Raw genomic sequence first — 18,828 nt, forward strand, 5'->3', positions numbered from 1 at the left:
GAGGCCAAGCGCTTGAAGCTGCCGAGCGCTGCTGGAGGAAACGGTACATTTGTGCGCTGAGCCGTTGACCGGCGTTGCACCGAGCAAGGCTCCTTGCGCCCGGTCAGGAGTCGCTCCCAGCTTAAGCGCCATCCGTTGAGCGCTTCACCAAGTTCGAAAAAAGCGGTTTTCTCGTCTTGACAAAATAGAAAATATGTTCTATAATCAATCATCTTTCAGTTCGATGTTCTTACAGAAAGGAATGGTAAGGAGACTATTATGCAAAAACTACATTTTTCAATGCTGATCAATGCGCCAAAAGATAAAGTCTGGCATGCGATGCTAGATGATCAGCCCTATCGAGAGTGGACGAAGGCATTTAATGAAGGGTCGTATTACAAAGGGAGCTGGGAGAAAGGGTCCAAAATACTTTTTCTTGGCCCTGACCCAAACACGGGTGAGGAAGGCGGCATGGTCAGTCGGATCGCTGAAAACAAACCGTATGAGTTTATTTCCATAGAACATCTGGGTATCGTGCAAAACGGGGTTGAGGATACCACGAGCGAAGCGGCCAGAAAGTGGGCGCCGGCCTTTGAAAATTACACGTTTAATGACAAGGACGGAGCCACCGAAGTGCTCGTGGATATGGACGTAGAAGATGAGCATGTCCAAATGTTCAACGAAATGTGGCCGAAAGGTTTGCGAAAACTCAAGGAACTGGCCGAGAAATAGAAAGCATTTGTCGCCAAAGAAAAGTTTGAAATTGTCCTTTCCGCTCCGGTTCAAGGCGAGGCGGGCGGAAGGGGGGGTATGGATATTCGTGTCGAATGTGTAACCCCTGATGGTCTCTCTGGCAAGAAAAGAGTTTGGTTTCGTGGTATTTTTCATTTGACTGGCATTCTTGGGGAGAGTCCATTTGTGAGTAAATTGCGAAAGGCAGAAAGCGCCCAACACAGCGTTAGGCCACCTACAGCGTCTTTTATTTGTAGTAAGGAGAACCAGCAGATGACAACCAATCCACTCAAACGACAAGTCCCCAAGCCTAAGAAATCGGTTATAGAGTGGCTGCTAGATTCTGATCCTTCGATTCGCTGGCAGGTGATGCAGGACTTGATCGGTGCGCCTGCGGACGAGGTCGCGGCCGAGCGTGCGAAGGTCGCCACCGAGGGCTGGGGCGCGCAACTGCTCGCGCTACAGGGAACCGACGGGTCGTGGGCTGACACGGCGTGGAACCACGGGTGGGACTCCACCATGCACGTTCTGTCGTTGCTTCGAGAATTTGGTCTCGATCCTGCAAGCAACGAGGCACGTCATGCGGTGGGCATGGTCCGCGACCACGTGAGGTGGCAGGGATGGGATTGGGACGGCACATGGCGGGGAAAAGATTTTGTTGGCAATCCATTCTTCGCGGGCGAAGTTGAGCCGTGCATCAACGGTCAGGTGGGGGCGAGCGGAGCCTACTTCGGCCAGGACATTCAGCGGATCATCGACCGGTTGCTGGCCGAGCAGCTGCTTGATGGCGGCTGGAATTGCGAAGCTGAGAACGGCTCCACGCGGTCATCGTTCAACACCACGATCTGCGTGTTGGAAGCCCTGCTTGAATATGAACGAGCCAGTGGGAGCAACACAGTGACAGAGGCGCGGCTCCGCGGACAGGAGTACCTGCTCGAGCGCCGCCTCTTCCGCCGCTTGTCCACCGGCGAAGTGATCGAGCATGATCGCAAAGGCGAATCTGCATTTACGCGCTTCGCCTTCCCAACCTGGTGGCACTACGATGTGCTGAGGGGACTTGAGTACCTGCGCCGCGCCGATGTCACCCCCGATGAACGTGTAGCTGAGGCGATCGATCTCGTCGAGTCCAAGCGTGACGACGACGGTAGGTGGCCGCTCGAGACCAAATACCCCGGCAAGATGCCGGTCGAGATGGACGAGGGCGAGGGCCAACCCAGCCGCTGGAATACGCTGCGCGCCTTAAGGGTGTTGGATTGGTATTCAACTCTTAAGAAAAAGAGCAGAGATTAGATCCTTCGGCGACATGGGCATGCAATTGCGAAGGTTCGCGCCATCGAACCAAAGAGACACGACTTGCAATGACCAGTCTCATTTATGAATAGCTTGGTATGATAGAATGCCATCAGGAGTTCTTTGGCTATGAGATCGCTCTGCAATCCAATAGAACTTAATATTTACATAATAGTCTCTTCCCTTGTTGTATGGGTAGGCGTGTTCAATACCGGAAACGCAGTCCTATATCTGCAAGGCGACGTATGCTACGATCCGCAAACACAGCAGCCAATCCCATGCCCGCCTTCAAATGATGAGGATGAGCAGGAAGATGAGAATAAAGAAAAGAATTGTAAAAAGAACAATACTTGTAATGAGAACCAGGTCATACCCACATTTACGGCAACCGTTACCCTTACGCTAACACCCTCGCCTACTTTTACTTCTACATCTACTTCTACTCCCACCCTTACGCTTACCCCTGAGATCATCAATACAAATACATACACACCTGTGCCAGTGAGTCAGTCGCAGGATCCTTCAGGCGTCAATCCTATTATGATAACGATTTTTGGCCTAGGCGTCCTGGGTTTGTTGGGGATATTAATTGGCTTATGGCGTGCGTTTAGGATGCCACTCGAAATACCCGAAGGTGGGCAGATCGGTCAAATGGGCGGAGATTCCGGATATACCACCTTCGAAACTATTGGGGAGATACCAGATGTTGGAGAAGTAACCGGCGGAGCCGGATTATATAAGAGCGAAGAATTGGAATAATCTTCGGTCTTTATACATGTTGTGGAATTGGAGTCGCGAGAAGCTGGCTGTCCGTTGGGAGGGACCTTTCGAGGGCAGTTTCTCGTTTTCTGTCATCAACCGTGAGTTATGTCGTGTGCTGGCACGCCATCCTTCCATTGACCTATCTGTAATCCCATCACCTCTTTCAGAATATAGCGGCAGGCAGGACGTTCTGCGAGAACGCGAATTCCGAAATGTCGCCAGCGGCATCGATCGGCAGTTTGGCCGCCCAATAGATGCTCACATCCGGCATCTGGTGCGAGATAAATTCCGAAAGCCGGATGAAGGCAGATGGATCGTTATCCAACCCTGGGATTATGCCTCCCTGCCCGCCGCCTGGATGGATTGGCTGAAGCGTGTGGATGAAATTTGGGTCCCCAGCAGTTTGATGCGCGAAGGATATTTGGAATGCAGCATTTCACCTGAGCGCGTCCATGTGATCCCCAATGGTGTGAATACCCGCCTTTTTCATCCCTGGGCACGGCGGTTAAACATAAAAACCGATAAAAGATTCAAATTTCTTTTTGTAGGTGGAGGTTTATGGCGTAAGGGTTTTGATATTTTAATAAAAGCGTATGGTCACGCATTTACATCCAAAGATGATGTATGTCTGGTTGTGAAATGCACTCCAGAGTTTTGGCGAAGCGAGGCCATCAAAGCCGTAAAAGAGAATTTACCACGGCACAATATACCTGAAGTTCAATTCATCATCCAATCGCTCGACCCATCGTATCTGGCGGCGCTGTATGCCTCTTGTGATTGTCTGATCCATCCATACCGAGCGGAGGGATTTGCTCTCCCAGTGGCGGAGGCGATGGCGTGTGGCCTGCCGGTGATCGTCACCGAACAGGGAGCAACGCGCGATTTTTGTACGGAGGAAAACTCAAGCTTGATCGGAGCGGAATGGAAATCCATGCAGGTGAAGCATGTCGAGGGAAAGGACACGTTGGACTATCCGCGTTATCTTGAGCCGCACCTTGAATCAGTCATCGAAAAAATGCGCTGGGTATATTCACACCCCGCGGAGGCATTACGTAAAGCCAAACTTGGACGCACTACCATTCGATCATCGTTTACATGGGATCATGCCGCAGATAAAGTGGTTGCCCGTTTACGCGATCTTTGTCAACGGTGATACGGATCACCGCCTGCGCTTCCGCGTTAGCAGGTAAGAAAACCGTTAAGCTGTTGGCTGATGGGCTGAGATCAGGTCAGAGTGGAGGGGAGAGCATGAAGCAGTCGCACGAACGTGGATATTTGTTTGACCTTCTGTCGTATAATTCGTAATAATTCAAGGAGGACTATATGAAACTATTAAGTGACCCAACATCCAGCAAACTACAACGGGATACGACCACGGAGTTGGCGGTGGTTTAGGATAAGTTGACGTTACCGAAAACAATGATGTTATAAAAGGCTGTGATTCGTAATGCTGCGCAAATACTGTTATACAGCATGTTGCTGTATGACACATAGCTGGGCGCTTGGAAAATAAATGATAAGAGGTTAGGAAAAATGCAACTAATTCACCCAATATATCTTGACGTACCAATGCTTGTGTCATTCGCAGCCGCAATTCAAGGTGGAATATCCCTTGAGTCAGAAGTGACACACGAAAAGGAAGCAAACAAGTCTGGCTCAGCAGACGCAACTGGAAAGTTTGGATTAAGTAATTTGTTTAGCAACTTATTTGAAGTTGCGGCAGAGGCAAACATATCTGGTGCTGCATCTGGAAGAAACCAAGAAACGCGTCATGAACTTAAGTCGCATACAGAAGCTTCTATTGCAATTCTCCTTTATGATGAGTTTCGCAAGAACAAGGGATACTTGATGCAGCCTAAGAATACTGTTGAATTAACAAAGGTTACTCCAGGTGCATTAGTTGAAGTAGCGGGTATTCTAGAGAAGAATGCCGTAGATTCTGTTATTGATTATATTGACGCGATCAACATTCTATCTGGACTTGCAGACCCGACACAACCAACGCTGTCAACAGGAGCGCAGCACTCATCAGGCAAACAGCTTAGCAAAAGGATGCAGCCGACTCAACAGAATACACTTGTAAAAATCCGAGAGATTTTGGATAAAGATCGTAAACGAACACCTATATCGAATGTAATTCTTCGATGTTCAGAACCCGCTAATGTTAACGTTGTAATTACATTGCGTACCGCTAACCTTCGTGATTTGACACTTACAGAACTACATAAAAATAATGTACGAGTAATTGGAAAAGTCACTCGTATAGTAGAAGAAGGGCAAGCCATGAGCGCCTTCGAGAATTATGGATTGGCATTGCTTAAACCTGATATGCTTGAAGGTATCTTTGCTCAAATGACAAATTCGGAAGATGTTGTTGCGGAATTTAGTGAAGTAGAAGTTAAGGGCCCTGCCGTACAGATCCTTCCTCTTATGATTTTTGTTTAGTCTCACAAACTGCATACCGCGCCTATCATTGCGTGCAGTGTTAAGTATGAACTACATAACCAAAAATGTACGCCAATATGACTAAAACCTAAGCCCGCTAGGTTAACGGCTCAGTTCCTATAGCAAGAACTGGGCCGCATATCAATAAGACCTCGGAGATTTTCAAATCTCCGAGGTCTTATTGATCATAACCTGTTCAGTGTATCCCCTTCACCGCCCAAACTCTGGCCACCAATGGAATTGAACCATCTGAGGCAAAAGGCAAGCCTGCTCTTATTCGTTCTCTGAGCGCGGTTCGACCTTCCTCACTTAGCGACATCAGATAACTTGGAGCAGGTCCCTGCCCGCCGAGGAAGGGTGACCAGTAATCGTCGAAGTCTCGAAAGTGGGTTGAAATTTCAATGGGACTCACTTCCACATTGTGAAGTCCCGCTCCCTCGAAAAGCCGTTTGAGGGCTTCAGGATTACAAATTGAAAAGCGGCGGCCCTCGTCAAGTTCCATTGCTTTTGGATCGAGCGCCACGGCCGCATCGAAAAAATGTCGTATCATCTGCATCCCCTCGGCATAATCCCAGACATATGCGGCTGCCACGCCATCCTGTTTTGCCACGCGGGCAAATTCTGAAACTGCGAGTTCAGCCTTGGGGACAAAGTTAAGCATGAGGCCCGATACCACCGCATCAAAACTACCTGAGTTGAATGTTAAAGCTTGAGCGTCACCGACTTCAAATTCCGCCCGTTTATCTTTTATATGTGATTGGGCAAAGGTTATAAAACCTTCCGAGCTATCCACTCCCCTCACTTTGGCTGGCTCTGCCGTTAGAAGGATGGTTTCGCTGAGGGCCCCCGTTCCACAGCCAACATCCAGCCATTGGCTTCCCGCTGGAATTGCCAGCCACTCTAAAAACTTGGGAGCCACCAGGCGGCTCCAACGGCCAACGTACGGTTCATACTTATCGCCAACGACAAAATTGTCTTTTGGTTTTGCAGAACTGGAATCTTCGGTCATGTTGTACTCCTAAAGTAAATGCTTCTTTAAAGTTGTAGGCTAATACCAATAAGAATATTATCTGCCGAATAATTATAAATGCTTTAATTAATCCGAGTTGCTACTTGAAATAGAAGAAACGTGTCACCCTCCCGAAGGACACACCGTACTTGCGTTCGGTGCAAGTGTCGGGACGATGTGAAGGAGCGTGTTTTCCGCGACTGAAGGGTCTCCGTTCATGGTGTCAGAGATGCTCACCGCACTGGCGTACGGCGCAAGTGTCGGGGGAAAGAACGCCCCTCAGCATGACACAACGAGAGACCCGCACGGGGATAAACCCCCGTGCTATGAATACGAAGCCGACTCAAGTCGGCTAGTCCGCTTGAGCGGACTTTGTAGGAATAGCCCGACGATTTACCGTCGGGCGGGCTTCAAGTTAAGGATGAGGCGTGTAATTAAAGACCTCGGAGGTCTGCTTCGCGAAAACCTCCGAGGTCTTTTGTCTATCTGCTATTCAACAGATGCCCAATTTCCATCACCGCCCGCGTCAGCACATCTTCAGGATAATGTGAGAACGCAAGTCGGAAGGCATTTTGGGGGCAGGGGCCCGGATAAAAAATATTCGCGGGGGCAATGGTGATGCCTTTCTTCAGCGCGCGATAAAACAAATCTATCGCTGAAATATTTTCGGGCAGCCAGATCCAAACGAAAAATCCGCCGCTGGGATATGTCCAATGCAGATCGGCGGGAAAGTAATCTTGCATGGCTTTTAGCAAAGCATCACGACGCGAACGATAAATGGGGATGATGCGTTCGAGATGGCGTTCATATTCGCCCGTGGAAAGGAAATCAGCCAGCGCGCGTTGATTGAGCGTTTCACCCGGGCCGCTGGAGATGGCTTTGAGGCGCTCGATGTGATCGCGCAAACGTCCATTGCACAATACAAATCCGATGCGCAAACCTGGCATCAGCGAATGTGAAAAGGTGCCGATGTAAATCACGTCAGTGTCGAGCGCGCGCAGGGGTGTATGAGGCAGGCCATCATACGTGAGATCGCGATAGGTCGCATCTTCCACAACTGGCAGGTCATGCTGATTCAATATCTTTAAAAATTGATGACGGGCTGGCATACTCCAACAAGTGCCCAGCGGATTTTGATGATCGGCTGTGACGAATACAAAACGCGGGCGTTTCTCGGGGTCTTGCAACTGCGCTTCCAGTGAATGCCAATCTGGTCCGCTCTCCAATAGATCAAATCCCCGCACCTTCAAACCGAGATAAGAAAAGTTCGTCCAATTGCCAAAGTACTGTGGCAATTCGGTCAGGATGCTGTCGCCGGGTGCAGCCAGAGCGCGGCTTACCAACGATACACCTTCCAAGGCTCCTGCCGTGATCACGATATCTTCAGGGTCGGCTTGAATGCCTTGTTTGATCAAGTCCGCGCAGATGGCCTGCCGCAGTGGATAATATCCCTGCGGATGTTCGTAATTCGCGGTCTTTTTTCCATCCCGCCTCAACACGCGCTGACGGCTGCGGTCAAAGTCCTCAACTGGCATGAGTTCATCCGACGGCGGTCCGTAACCAAGCGAGATCACGCCCTCAGCCCAATGCATGCGGCGGATCTCTCCGATCAATTCATCCGTTTGAATGATGCCCTGCTTTGGCAATTTTTGAATGGCCACTGTATTTTCGCTTAGCCCTTTTTCAATATAACTGCCGCTGCCCGGTCTGGATGCGAGCACGCCGCGCGCCTTGAGTTCCTGATAGGCATTGATGATCGTGGAGCGGTGCACTTTGTTCTGGTCTGCAAGCGCGCGCGAAGGAGGCAGTTTTTGATCGGGCTTCAATTGTCCGCTGCGGGCGGCTTCGGTGATGTAATCCGCAACCTGCAAATAGAGCGGCTTGGTTGCATTAATATCCAGTGGGATGAGCAGAGTTTTCACACCACGATTCTATCATTTGTTAAGGAGTCAATTTGACCCACGGAACTGTTACCGGCAAGCCGCGTTTGTCATTGTCTGGCAGCAGTGCTTTGCGGTCCGCTATATAAACCGTGTAGTGTTCACCCGGCAGCACATCCAGCGCGATGAGCGGACTGCCAACACATTCTGTTGGGACTCTGCATTCGGTAAAGCCATAATGATATTCAGTGGGGGCATTGCTCAGGCGGGCATAAAAGACATAGGTGCCCGGCGCCTGAATCGCCATATCCAGCGGCGGAGAGGTGGGCAGAAGCGGAGCGGTGTGCATCCCGGCTGACATGAAGAGCGTAAAGGTCTGCCCTGTGTAAACTTCCTGGGCATAAAGGTTGGCCGAGAAACCAGCACCTCCGCTGCCCATATTCAATGCCACATTGACAATGGCTGGAAGCCCGATGACTGTTGGCGTGGGAACCTGAGTTAAAAAGGGAACAAGGGTGGCAGTTAGGAAATAATTTGGGTCCGCAGTGGGAGGCGGCTTGGTTATACTGACCGAGCTTGAAGTCGGCAAGATGGGAGCAGCCTCAGTATTCACATCCGCTACACAAGCGAATAGCCCAAGGACACCTGCGCATACAACTATTAAAAATATCTTCTTCATGGTAATTCCTTTCTTCATCGCCTTCGTTTTATGTACACGGACTGCACGGAAAACCCATTAAAGAGACGTTCTTGTCCGTGAAATCCGCGTAATCCGTGTACAACAGATCTTTAGGACTTACTCTCTACGGACATTTCAGTACAAAATCCAGAACAACAACATCCCCAAGGTTAACCGTCACATCCACGCTTGAAAAAAGAACGTCGTACCATACTGTAACCTTGGACCATGTGGCATAGTGTATCCATTTCAAATCCGTACCATACACATATTCAGGAGCATCACACTTCCTTTCGCTTATCTGCAAATTTAAGTAAATCCCGAATCCATAATCCGCTGGTTCGATATTGGAAAACTTAAAATGGCCGTTTTCATCGGTCCTGGTTGTGTATCTTGGCAAGTCTCCCGTATGTCCATTAATTTCCAGGTTTACGCCGGGGATCGGATAAGTATCGGAGGTGGATGAAATCAACCAGGTAACATCGCCCTCAATACTTCCCATCGCGGGGTCGGGGGTTACTGTCAGCGTGGGCGTACCACCATAAATCGGCGTGCTTGTTGACGGCACTAGTGTAAAAGTTTGCGTGGGAGCCACAGTCCCAGGCGTGGCACAAGAAGCCAGTAAAAGAGCAGCAAGTGTGAATAAATTTATGTGTTTCATTACGAGTCCATATACGAAAGTATTATCCTAGCATTTAAATCGTTTTCATTATTATAGTAACCATATAGGCTTCAAGGAAGCACCAATTATGCATGAGTTAACCTACCACTTGCGATGGATAGCGATCCAAAAGATTGCCACAGAAATTTTTAAGCAGTTTTCTCCGTGCTCTCCGTGGCTCTGTGGCAAAGGGCTTTTTTTCACCCCTACTGTATAATCCTTCACACAATGGACTTCAACAACTCCCTCTCTCAACTTCCCAGCCCTTCCGCAAAACGAATTGCGTTGCATGTCAGCGCACCCGCAGAACGTGCCTTGCGTCAGGGACATCCCTGGGTATTCGATCAATCCATCACCGAGCAAAGTCATGAGGGTGTGCCCGGCGACCTGGCCGTCATCTTCGATAACAAGCGTCGTTTCCTCGCCATTGGCTTGTATGATCCAACATCCGCCATCCGCGTGCGCGTTCTGCAAAGTCGTCAGCCCGCCACGATCAACGCGGATTGGTTTCAAAACAAACTTAACACTGCGTTTCAAATACGCACATCCTTGGAACAAACAGATACCAATGGCTATCGTCTTGTCCACGGCGAGAATGATGGCTTTCCCGGTTTGGTGCTTGACCGTTACGCCGATATCCTCGTTCTCAAACTTTACACCCCGGCTTGGATTCCCCATCTCAAAGAATTTTGTGATGCGCTGGCGCAGGTCAGCCCTGCGACTCATTTGATTTTGCGACTCAACCGCATCCTTCAAAAGCAGACCGATTTCCTGCATGGCCTCAGTGATGGGATGACGCTATCGCTTCAGACTCCCCCGGGCCTGATCCTATTTAAAGAAAACGGTCTCGCCTTTGAGTCTGACCCCATTCACGGACAAAAGACAGGCTTCTTCCTTGACCAGCGTGATAACCGAGCAAGGGTCGAAAAATTATCCAAGGATAAATCTGTGTTAAATGTATTCGCCTACACTGGCGGATTCTCTGTCTATGCAGCGCGTGGTGGTGCAAAAGAGATCGTCAGTGTGGATATCAGTCCACATGCCATCGACGGCGCGATTCGCAACATGGCACATAATCAACATTTTCCTATAGTGGCCGCAGCATCCCATGAAACGATAGCTGAAGATGCTTTCGATGTCCTCGCCCGCATGGAGTCACAAAAACGTCTCTTTGACATGGTCATCATCGACCCACCGATGTTCGCTCAAAATGAAAAGCAGATCGCATCAGCACTGGCAGCCTATCGCAAGTTGACTCGCCTGGGGTTAGCTGTCCTGCGAAAAGGCGGCACGCTTGTGCAAGCCTCCTGCTCCAGCCGCGTGAATGCCGAATCGTTTTTCGAATCCATTCACCAGTCTGCAAGAGAAGCGGGGCGCAGGTTGATAGAGATTGAACGGACCGGTCATCCGATCGATCATCCTATTGGCTTTGAAGAAGGCGCTTATCTCAAGTGCCTGTTTGCTACAGCTTTATAAAATCAATTAACCGCGAAGAGCGCGAAGTTCGCTAAGAAAACCTTTAAATCTTTTCTTTGCGTTCTTTGCGTGCTTAGCGGTAAAACGATTCTCGAATATCGTATAATCATCCCATGTTCTCATTCAAAACTACAGCCAAAAACAACCGTGCCCGCACGGGAATTTTCTCCACGCCACATGGCGACCTCATCACACCAGTCTTCGCGCCAGTGGGGACGCAAGCCACGGTCAAGACCCTTACGCCTGAACATCTAAAAGATATCAACGCCTCACTCGTGTTGAGCAATACCTATCATTTATATTTGCGCCCCGGCGATGAACTCGTGCGCGACATGGGCGGCCTGCACAAGTTCATGCAGTGGCGGCGTCCCATGCTGACGGACTCAGGGGGCTTTCAAGTTTTTTCTCTGGCGAAAACCCGCAAAATTGACGATGATGGCGTGACCTTCAAGAGTCATATCGACGGTTCAACGCATCGCTTCACGCCTGAAAGTTCCATTGCCATTCAGGAGAATCTCGGCGCGGATATCATCATGGCCTTTGACGAATGCTCCGACCCGAATGATCTGGCTTATTCCAAGATCGCCATGGAGCGGACTCATCGCTGGGCCGAACGTTCTGCCCAGGCCAAGACTCGCACTGACCAGGCTTTATTTGGCATTGTGCAAGGGGGGATCAATGCCGATTTGCGAGCTGAGTCAGCGAAATTTATTTCTTCTCTCGATACTCCTGGCATTGCCATAGGTGGGTTGTCGGTAGGTGAGACTAAGCAGGAAATGCACGATACACTGGATGTAGTCACGCCTCTGCTCTCCGAAAACAAACCGCGCTATCTGATGGGCGTTGGCACTCCCGAGGACTTGATCAACGGGGTCTTGCGTGGCATTGACATCTTCGATTGTGTCCTACCGACTCGTTTGGCTCGCCATCACTCTGCCTTTGCTCCTGAGGGACGCCTGAACATGATGAACGCAACCTTCGCCAGGGACGAACGTCCACTAGATGAAACTTGTGATTGTTATACCTGTAAGACTTTCACACGCGCATATATTCGCCATTTGATTATTGCCAAAGAACTGCTGGCTGGGACGTTGTTGTCGATTCATAATCTGCGCGCTTTGATAAGACTGATGGAACAAATCCGACTTTATATTGCTGACGGTTCGTTTGAATCGCGTGTGCCTGAGTTATTGAAACAATGGGATAACAACGCAAAACGTAATGGATCAACGTAGGGGCACAGCGAAACCATTCGGGATTTTGACCATCAATCGTCCCGCTGTGCCCCTACCACAATCTTAGAAGGAACATATGACCCTCGTCCATGCCTTTCTCCTCGGTCTCATTCAGGGACTGACTGAATTCATTCCTGTTTCATCTACCGCACATTTACTTATCGCAAGTAACCTACTTGGGCTTCCCTCTGATGCAAAAACATTTTCATTTAACGTTATTGTTCAACTAGGGACAGTCGCTGCCCTGCTCGCCTTCTTTTGGAAGGACATTTGGCAGATTACGCAGGCATTTTTCCTTGGCATAAAACATAGAATGCCATTCGAGAGCCTAAATGCAAAGCTTGGCTGGCTGGTGATTGTGGCAACTATTCCTGCGTTGATCGCAGGATTTATCCTGAAGGATGTAGTCCAGACCATGTTTGAAGATCCGCTAATATTGGCAGGGGTTCGCTTGCTCGTCACAGCTGGTTTGTTAACTGCGGTGGAATATTTTGATAAGAAAAGCCGAAAGCTCGAATCTGCTACATGGGTGGATGCGCTGTCTGTGGGATTATTCCAAGTGCTGGCGATCTTCCCCGGTGCATCGCGTTCAGGTTCCACGATAGCTGGCGGCATGATTCGCGGCTTTGACCGTCCCTCGGCGGCCCGTTTCGCCTTCCTGATGTCCGCGCCGATCTTGCTTGCGGCGGGCGCATACGAATCCGTTAAAGTCATCATCCTGCCGAACACAACAGAGTTCATGCCTTACTTGATTACAGGGTTTGTTACCGCCGCAATGGTGGGCTGGGTGACCATCAAGTGGTTATTATCTTATTTAGGAAAACATTCGTTATATGTGTTTGCATTATATTGCGCCGTCGTTGGCGCTTTTCTATTGATCTCCCAATTGTTGTAATGGATGATGAAGAATCATGAATATGAAATCCCTGCTCAAAAAACTTATAGAAACTGAATCTCCCTCGCATGATAAAGCTGCCGTGGACCGGGTTGGCGCTATTGTTGCAGAAGAAGCCCGCAGGCTTGGTGCTCAGGTTGAAATTATTCCAAACCAGCAAACTGGCGATCATGTTTTGACCCGCTTCTCCTCAACGCAATCTTCCAAACCGATTCTTTTGCTTTGCCACATGGACACAGTCTTCCCGCTTGGGACACTTCCCAAAATGCCATATCGTGAAGCCGATGGAAAGATCTTCGGTCCCGGTACTTTGGACATGAAAGCAGGTATTGTCATCTGTCTTGCAGCATTGGAGGAGGCACAAAAAACCGGGGCGTTTCAACGCCCCGTTACATTGCTGTGTACATCCGATGAAGAGATCGGCAGTCATACATCGCGTGAATTGATCGAGCGGCTGGCAAAGGAATCTGAGGTGGTGTTTGTATTTGAATCTGCCTTGGTGGATGGCTCGCTAAAAGTATGGCGCAAGGGTGGGGGCAGCTTTCAAGTCAAGGTGAAAGGACGTGCCGCACATGCAGGTGGCGATCACGAAAAAGGACGCAATGCCATCGAAGAAATCGCACATCAGGTTATTGCCATTCAAAAGATGACCGATTATGAAAGACAGACCACGCTCAATGTCGGTGTGATTCACGGTGGCACAGTTTCAAATGTTGTTCCTGAAGAGGCTGAGATCAAAGTGGATGTGCGCGTGATGCAGCCCGGCGAATGGGAACGCATTGAATCTGAGATGAATAAGCTGAAACCTGTGCTGGATGGAACTTCGCTTCATATTTCGGGTAACCTGAATCGTCCACCCATGCCTTTCGACGAAACGATGAAAGCGACCTTCGAAAAAGCTAGGTTCATTGCGGCTGGCATAGGCATGGAACTAAAATCAGGCGGCACTGGCGGTGCATCTGACGCAAACTTCATTGCTCCATTGGGCATTCCCGTGCTAGATGGAATGGGCGCCATCGGTGAAGGCTATCACTCAGATCGCGAATTCATCTTTGCAGACAGCCTCGAAGAAAGAAAAAATCTCCTCGTGGCGCTGTTGAAGAATTGGTAGATATGAAATTAATTTTCGTCATTGCGAGGGCGGTGCATTTCCGCCCGAAGCAATCTCCTACACAACCAGGAGATTGCTTCGTCACGAAGAACAAGAGCGTTCCTCGCAATGACATTATCCTCTTTCTCCTCTCCTCTTTCCTCCTCTTCTCCTGTACTCCAACAACACCAACAGCCTCCCAAACAGAAGCCGTCACTGTATACGCCACCACCGCCGCCGAGCCATGGATGAGCGAATTGTTTGCTTGTGCAAATGATCGAGCTGTCGTGTTGAGGGTCGACGCGGAATCGCCTGATATTTATTTGCTTGTGGGCGAGCCAGAGATGCTCGCTTCACCTGCCTATCAGATCGATGAAGAGGAAATATTGATCGTCACACATCGTGAAAGCCCTGTGCAGAATTTATCTTTACAGCAGGCGCAAGATTTATTTGCCGGGCAGGGAGATGCCTCGGTGCAGGTTTGGGTATATGCGTCAGAGGCGGATGTGCAAATTTTGTTTGACCAGCTTGTGATGAACGGAAGAAGCGTCACTTCGTTTGCAAGGGTGGCTGTCAACCCGCAGGAAATGTCAGATGTGGTGAATTCAGAATCCAATGCTGTCGGAATCCTGCCGAGGCATTGGGTGGCGGGTAATGTCCGCGATGTGTATTCTGCGGGAGTGGTTCCAGTATTGGCGATTACAAAAGAAGAGCCACAAGGGGTGGTTAGCGAATTGATTGGTTGTCTGCAATAAGACTGAAAACCGTTTGCAGGCCCACTTTTTGCAACGAATTACACAATGGCGGTAAAATCAGTTCATGTCATTGCGAGACGGTGTTCGTGCGTCGAAGTACGCTCGCAATGACAAGTGATAAAACATGCCCACACCTCTCATCGAATTACTTAACGTATCAAAAACCTATTCCACTGCGGCGGGGGATTTCACAGCGTTAAAGAATATCAATCTCAAGGTTAACGCGGGCGAATTTGTTGGAATTGTTGGAAAGTCTGGGGCGGGCAAATCCACTTTGCTGAACATGATCAATGGTGTAGATCAACTCACCGAAGGCGAAGTGGTCGTGCGCGAGGGCGGTGAAAATATTTCTGTGCATGAGATGAGCGAAGATCAACGCGCGCTCTGGCGTGGCAGGAACATGGGCGTGGTGTATCAGTCGTTTCAACTTTTGCCCATGCTCACACTGGTTGAAAATATCACTCTCCCAATGGATCTTTCAGATAATTTCAAGCCGCGCGAATCCAAGGACCGCGCCATGCAGTTGCTGCAACTGGTTGAGTTGGAGGAGCACGCCAATAAACTGCCTGCCTTCATTTCGGGCGGGCAGCAGCAACGCGTTGCCATTGCGCGTGCACTTGCTAATGATCCGTCCATCCTGGTTGCGGATGAGCCGACGGGCAGCCTTGATTCCATCACAGCCGATCATATCTTCGAAGTCTTTGAACATCTCGTTACCTCTCAAGGCAAAACCATCATCATGGTTACGCATGATTCCAGTCTGACGGGTCGTTTCTCGCGCAGTATAAATATCATCGATGGGGAGTTGGCGAACGAAGATGATTCTGTTGAATCAAAATTTAATAAGACCATTCGGAGGCGCAGGAAATGAACCCTTCTTCTACGCTCAGGGCGAACCTGTCAACTGATCCCCTCCGAAATACATCATCCGAATCTGACGCTATGATCCAACTACATGGCGTCGTCAAACGTTTCTCCAACGCAGCGGGCGAGTTCACCGTCCTCAAGGGTGTGGATCTGAAGATCAAACGCGGCGAGTTCGTTTCCATTGTTGGCAAATCTGGCAGCGGAAAATCCACTTTGTTGAATATGGTCACAGGCATTGACCACCCCAGCGACGGACAGGTGGTGGTGAACGGCAAGGATATTTATACGAACTTCACCGAAAGCCAGCGCTCTAAATGGCGCGGCATGAATTTAGGCATCGTCTTCCAATTTTTCCAATTACTGCCCATGCTTACTCTGCTCGAAAATGTGATGCTCCCCATGGATTACGTCGATATGTACGATTTCGATAAGCGCCCCGAACGAGCCATGGATCTGCTGGAACTGGTGGGCCTGGAGAAATTTGCGAATAAATTGCCTGTCCTTGTATCCACGGGTCAACAGCAGCTCGCAGCGATCGCGCGTGCCATGGCTTGTGACCCTCCCTTGCTGGTGGCTGATGAACCGACGGGCAACCTCGATACGCGTTCCGCCGATACGATCATTGGGCTCTTTGAACATTTTGTTTCACAAGGGAAAACCATCGTCATGGTGACGCACGACCCATCCCTGACTGCGCGCACGGATCGCAATATCATCATCTCCGACGGTGAGTTGATAGATGAAACCATCGCAAAGTCCCTGCCTCAATTAAGACACCGCCACATGCTTGAGTTCACCAAACTGGTGGAAGAGCGCCTTTATCAGCCGCATGAGACCATCATCCCTCGCGATCAACATGTGGATTATTTCTTCATGATCCGCAAAGGTGAGGTGGAAGTGATCTTGCAGGAGAGGAAGAAGGATTATATAGCTTCACGTTTGGGCGAGACTGAGTTCTTTGGCGAGATGGAATTATTGCGCGGGGGCAAGTCTATTGCAAATGTGCGGGCAGCCAGCAAGCCCGTGGAAGTGCTGGCTCTGCCGCGTGCCGACTTTATTCGCGTGATGAACGAATCCCCTATTACTGCTGAAGCTGTGGGGAAGATCGTACAAAGGCGGCTTGTTGCCCATAAGATCGTTGATTATAGAAGCAGATGAAGATGCCCGCATCCGATCCACGTACCATTCCGCAAGTGCTTTATATTGAAACCAGTGACGAGTCCCGGGCGCTCGTTCGCCGCTTGCTTTCAGATAAGTATGTGGTGTTGGAGGCGGCTGATCCATTGAATGGGTTACAGCTCGCAGAAGAAACCAATCCCAACCTGATCCTGCTGGATCATAACCTTCAGCATATGACGGGTAGTGAAGCAGCCACTCGTTTAAAGAAGATGCTGCCCAATACACCCATTGTTATTATCTCGGCAGATACATCCCCCGGCGCGCGGGAACGTGCACTTGCAGCAGGCGCAGTGGGGTTTATTTCAAAGCCGATTGATGGTAGTTTTGCGAAGCTGGTGGATGAATATCTGCATGGCAGGGTTGAGAAACTGGAGCATGCAGAAAAACATTTGCAGGCCTATCAACAGGAATTGGTGGAACGCCTTGAAGATAATATCCGCCAGTTGAGCAGTGCGCTGGAGAAAAACAAACATTTACTTCAGCAGAACGAGCGCATGTTCTCCATGCTTGAACGCAGACATAAATTATTGGAGACTGCCGCACGTGTTGGGCAAATGGTCACCTCGATATTGGATATGGATGAGCTGTTGAAGCATACGGTCAATATCATTTGTAGTGAATTCAACTTTTATTATTCGGGAATTTTCCTCGTTTCCGATGATGGGAAATGGGCTGTCTTGCGCGCAGGTTATGCCGCCGCAGGACGCAAGATGATGGCGGATAATTATCGCCTGCCTGTGGATGACAAATCCATGATCGGCCTTTCAATTTCGACTCAAAAGGCCCAGATCGCATTGGATGCAGAAGGGGAGGAATCGCGCTTCAAGAATCCGTTTTTGCCTGCCACCCGTTCTGAGATGGCACTGCCTCTGGTAGTGGACTCTGTGGCACTTGGAGCGTTAACCGTGCAAAGCGATCAGTTGAATGCCTTTTCAGAAGACGATATCAATTCACTGCAAGCCATGGCCGAACAAGTTGCCATTGCCATCAATAACGCGCAACTGATGAATAAACTCGAAGATGCGAATGCTGAGATTCTGCGCACGAAAACATTTGAAGCCATAGCTACCGCCACTGGCGAAGCCATTCACTGGGTGGGTAATAAAGCTGCGCCGATCCCGGGCAGTATCCAACGTGTGCGGGATGATCTGCAATACCTGCTGGCTCTGGTAGCGCAGGTCGATGCATCAGATTTGAAAAATGATTCTTTGCGAGCAGCAGTTCAAACGGTCAAAGAAGAGGCGCAGGCGCTGGAAATTGATCTAAACAAAATCCTGGTTGAGATGTCTGCCATGAAGCCGAATCGATTGCAGGCTTTGGTCAGCGTTGAGTCGTTGATGGAAGACTTGGATATTGCTGAGAATAGCGCTGTTACGATTTTGAATATCAAAGAAGGATTGATCGGCCCTGCGCGTCAACGTAACGACGAGGTTGTTTCTTTGAGCGAAATGATCACGAACACAGTTGAGAATATGGGCCTGCCCGACGACGTAGTGGAAATGAACTGGGCCGATGATATGCCCGCCGCTCATGTGGATGCAAGACAAGTGGAACAAGTTTTCAATAATTTAATTAAGAACGCGTGGGAGGCATTGTCCTCCACTTCTGCGCCGAAAATTTCCATTCACGGACGCCGCGATGATGACCCGAAATTTGTTTTGGTCACTGTAAAAGATAATGGGCCTGGGATTCCAAAAGAGATTCAAGAGAAGATCTGGGTTTCGTTTTTCACCACCAAAGGTGGAAGCGGCGGCACAGGGTTGGGGCTTTCATCCGTGATGCAAATTGTGAATCAACACGGTGGAAGAATTACATTGGAAAGCAAAGAAGGCGAGGGCACAACCTTTTTTGTGCGCCTGCCTGTGGAAAAGTAATTACTAGACCTGACAGGTTT

The 18,828-nt window shown here is 49.5% G+C and carries 17 protein-coding genes; 13 read left to right on the forward strand and 4 right to left on the reverse strand.

Annotated features, from left to right (window positions below):
• Window positions 1-258 precede the first annotated feature (258 nt).
• From AC14M5_RS17090 to AC14M5_RS17110, 5 genes are all read left to right on the forward strand, one after another.
• Entirely contained in the window at window positions 259-711 is a 453-nt protein-coding gene (locus AC14M5_RS17090; protein WP_484030905.1) for an SRPBCC family protein, read from the forward strand.
• Between the two features lie 273 nt (window positions 712-984).
• Window positions 985-2,001: a prenyltransferase/squalene oxidase repeat-containing protein gene (locus AC14M5_RS17095; protein ID WP_484030906.1), complete on the forward strand. Its 1,017-nt coding sequence runs from the start codon at window positions 985-987 to the stop codon at window positions 1,999-2,001.
• A gap of 129 nt (window positions 2,002-2,130) precedes the next feature.
• Window positions 2,131-2,760, forward strand: coding sequence for a hypothetical protein (locus AC14M5_RS17100; protein ID WP_484030907.1), 630 nt, complete (start codon window positions 2,131-2,133; stop codon window positions 2,758-2,760).
• A gap of 16 nt (window positions 2,761-2,776) precedes the next feature.
• Window positions 2,777-3,916 (forward strand): glycosyltransferase family 4 protein, encoded by a 1,140-nt coding sequence (locus AC14M5_RS17105; protein ID WP_484030908.1) that lies wholly within the window; start codon window positions 2,777-2,779, stop codon window positions 3,914-3,916.
• 380 nt (window positions 3,917-4,296) lie between these two features.
• On the forward strand, window positions 4,297-5,208 hold the full coding sequence (locus tag AC14M5_RS17110; RefSeq protein ID WP_484030909.1) for a DUF6414 family protein: 912 nt from the start codon (window positions 4,297-4,299) through the stop codon (window positions 5,206-5,208).
• A gap of 196 nt (window positions 5,209-5,404) precedes the next feature.
• On the opposite strand, the gene AC14M5_RS17115 is transcribed toward AC14M5_RS17110, so the two are convergent.
• From AC14M5_RS17115 to AC14M5_RS17130, 4 genes are all read right to left on the reverse strand, one after another.
• A complete protein-coding gene (locus tag AC14M5_RS17115) occupies window positions 5,405-6,217 on the reverse strand; it encodes a class I SAM-dependent methyltransferase (RefSeq protein WP_484030910.1) in 813 nt (270 codons plus the stop codon).
• Window positions 6,218-6,699: 482 nt separating this feature from the next.
• Window positions 6,700-8,139, reverse strand: coding sequence for an aminotransferase-like domain-containing protein (locus AC14M5_RS17120; RefSeq protein WP_484030911.1), 1,440 nt, complete (start codon window positions 8,137-8,139; stop codon window positions 6,700-6,702).
• Window positions 8,140-8,158: 19 nt separating this feature from the next.
• Entirely contained in the window at window positions 8,159-8,776 is a 618-nt protein-coding gene (locus AC14M5_RS17125; RefSeq protein ID WP_484030912.1) for a hypothetical protein, read from the reverse strand.
• A gap of 124 nt (window positions 8,777-8,900) precedes the next feature.
• The gene (locus AC14M5_RS17130; protein WP_484030913.1) at window positions 8,901-9,437 is read right to left on the reverse strand and encodes a carboxypeptidase-like regulatory domain-containing protein; all 537 of its coding nucleotides are present in this window, start codon (window positions 9,435-9,437) and stop codon (window positions 8,901-8,903) included.
• A 228-nt stretch (window positions 9,438-9,665) separates the two neighbouring features.
• Between AC14M5_RS17130 and AC14M5_RS17135 the strand changes: the two genes are divergently transcribed.
• The 8 genes from AC14M5_RS17135 to AC14M5_RS17170 all read left to right on the forward strand — a co-directional run bounded on the left by AC14M5_RS17135 (window position 9,666) and on the right by AC14M5_RS17170 (window position 18,808).
• Window positions 9,666-10,913 (forward strand): class I SAM-dependent rRNA methyltransferase, encoded by a 1,248-nt coding sequence (locus tag AC14M5_RS17135; RefSeq protein WP_484030914.1) that lies wholly within the window; start codon window positions 9,666-9,668, stop codon window positions 10,911-10,913.
• Window positions 10,914-11,026: 113 nt separating this feature from the next.
• On the forward strand, window positions 11,027-12,148 hold the full coding sequence (tgt, locus tag AC14M5_RS17140; protein ID WP_484030915.1) for a tRNA guanosine(34) transglycosylase Tgt: 1,122 nt from the start codon (window positions 11,027-11,029) through the stop codon (window positions 12,146-12,148).
• A 76-nt stretch (window positions 12,149-12,224) separates the two neighbouring features.
• Window positions 12,225-13,043, forward strand: a complete 819-nt coding sequence (uppP, locus tag AC14M5_RS17145) for an undecaprenyl-diphosphatase UppP (RefSeq protein ID WP_484030916.1) — start codon at window positions 12,225-12,227, stop codon at window positions 13,041-13,043.
• Window positions 13,044-13,059: 16 nt separating this feature from the next.
• Complete coding sequence (locus AC14M5_RS17150; protein WP_484030917.1) at window positions 13,060-14,154, forward strand: M20 family metallopeptidase; 1,095 nt, start codon at window positions 13,060-13,062, stop codon at window positions 14,152-14,154.
• A gap of 2 nt (window positions 14,155-14,156) precedes the next feature.
• Window positions 14,157-14,888 (forward strand): type 2 periplasmic-binding domain-containing protein, encoded by a 732-nt coding sequence (locus tag AC14M5_RS17155; protein WP_484030918.1) that lies wholly within the window; start codon window positions 14,157-14,159, stop codon window positions 14,886-14,888.
• A gap of 124 nt (window positions 14,889-15,012) precedes the next feature.
• Entirely contained in the window at window positions 15,013-15,759 is a 747-nt protein-coding gene (locus tag AC14M5_RS17160; protein WP_484030919.1) for an ABC transporter ATP-binding protein, read from the forward strand.
• Window positions 15,756-16,913: an ATP-binding cassette domain-containing protein gene (locus AC14M5_RS17165; protein ID WP_484030920.1), complete on the forward strand. Its 1,158-nt coding sequence runs from the start codon at window positions 15,756-15,758 to the stop codon at window positions 16,911-16,913. The genes AC14M5_RS17160 and AC14M5_RS17165 overlap by 4 nt, the downstream gene beginning before the upstream one ends.
• A gap of 2 nt (window positions 16,914-16,915) precedes the next feature.
• Complete coding sequence (locus AC14M5_RS17170; RefSeq protein ID WP_484030921.1) at window positions 16,916-18,808, forward strand: ATP-binding protein; 1,893 nt, start codon at window positions 16,916-16,918, stop codon at window positions 18,806-18,808.
• The last annotated feature ends 20 nt before the right edge of the window (window positions 18,809-18,828 follow it).

This window comes from Candidatus Villigracilis sp. (assembly GCF_057083605.1).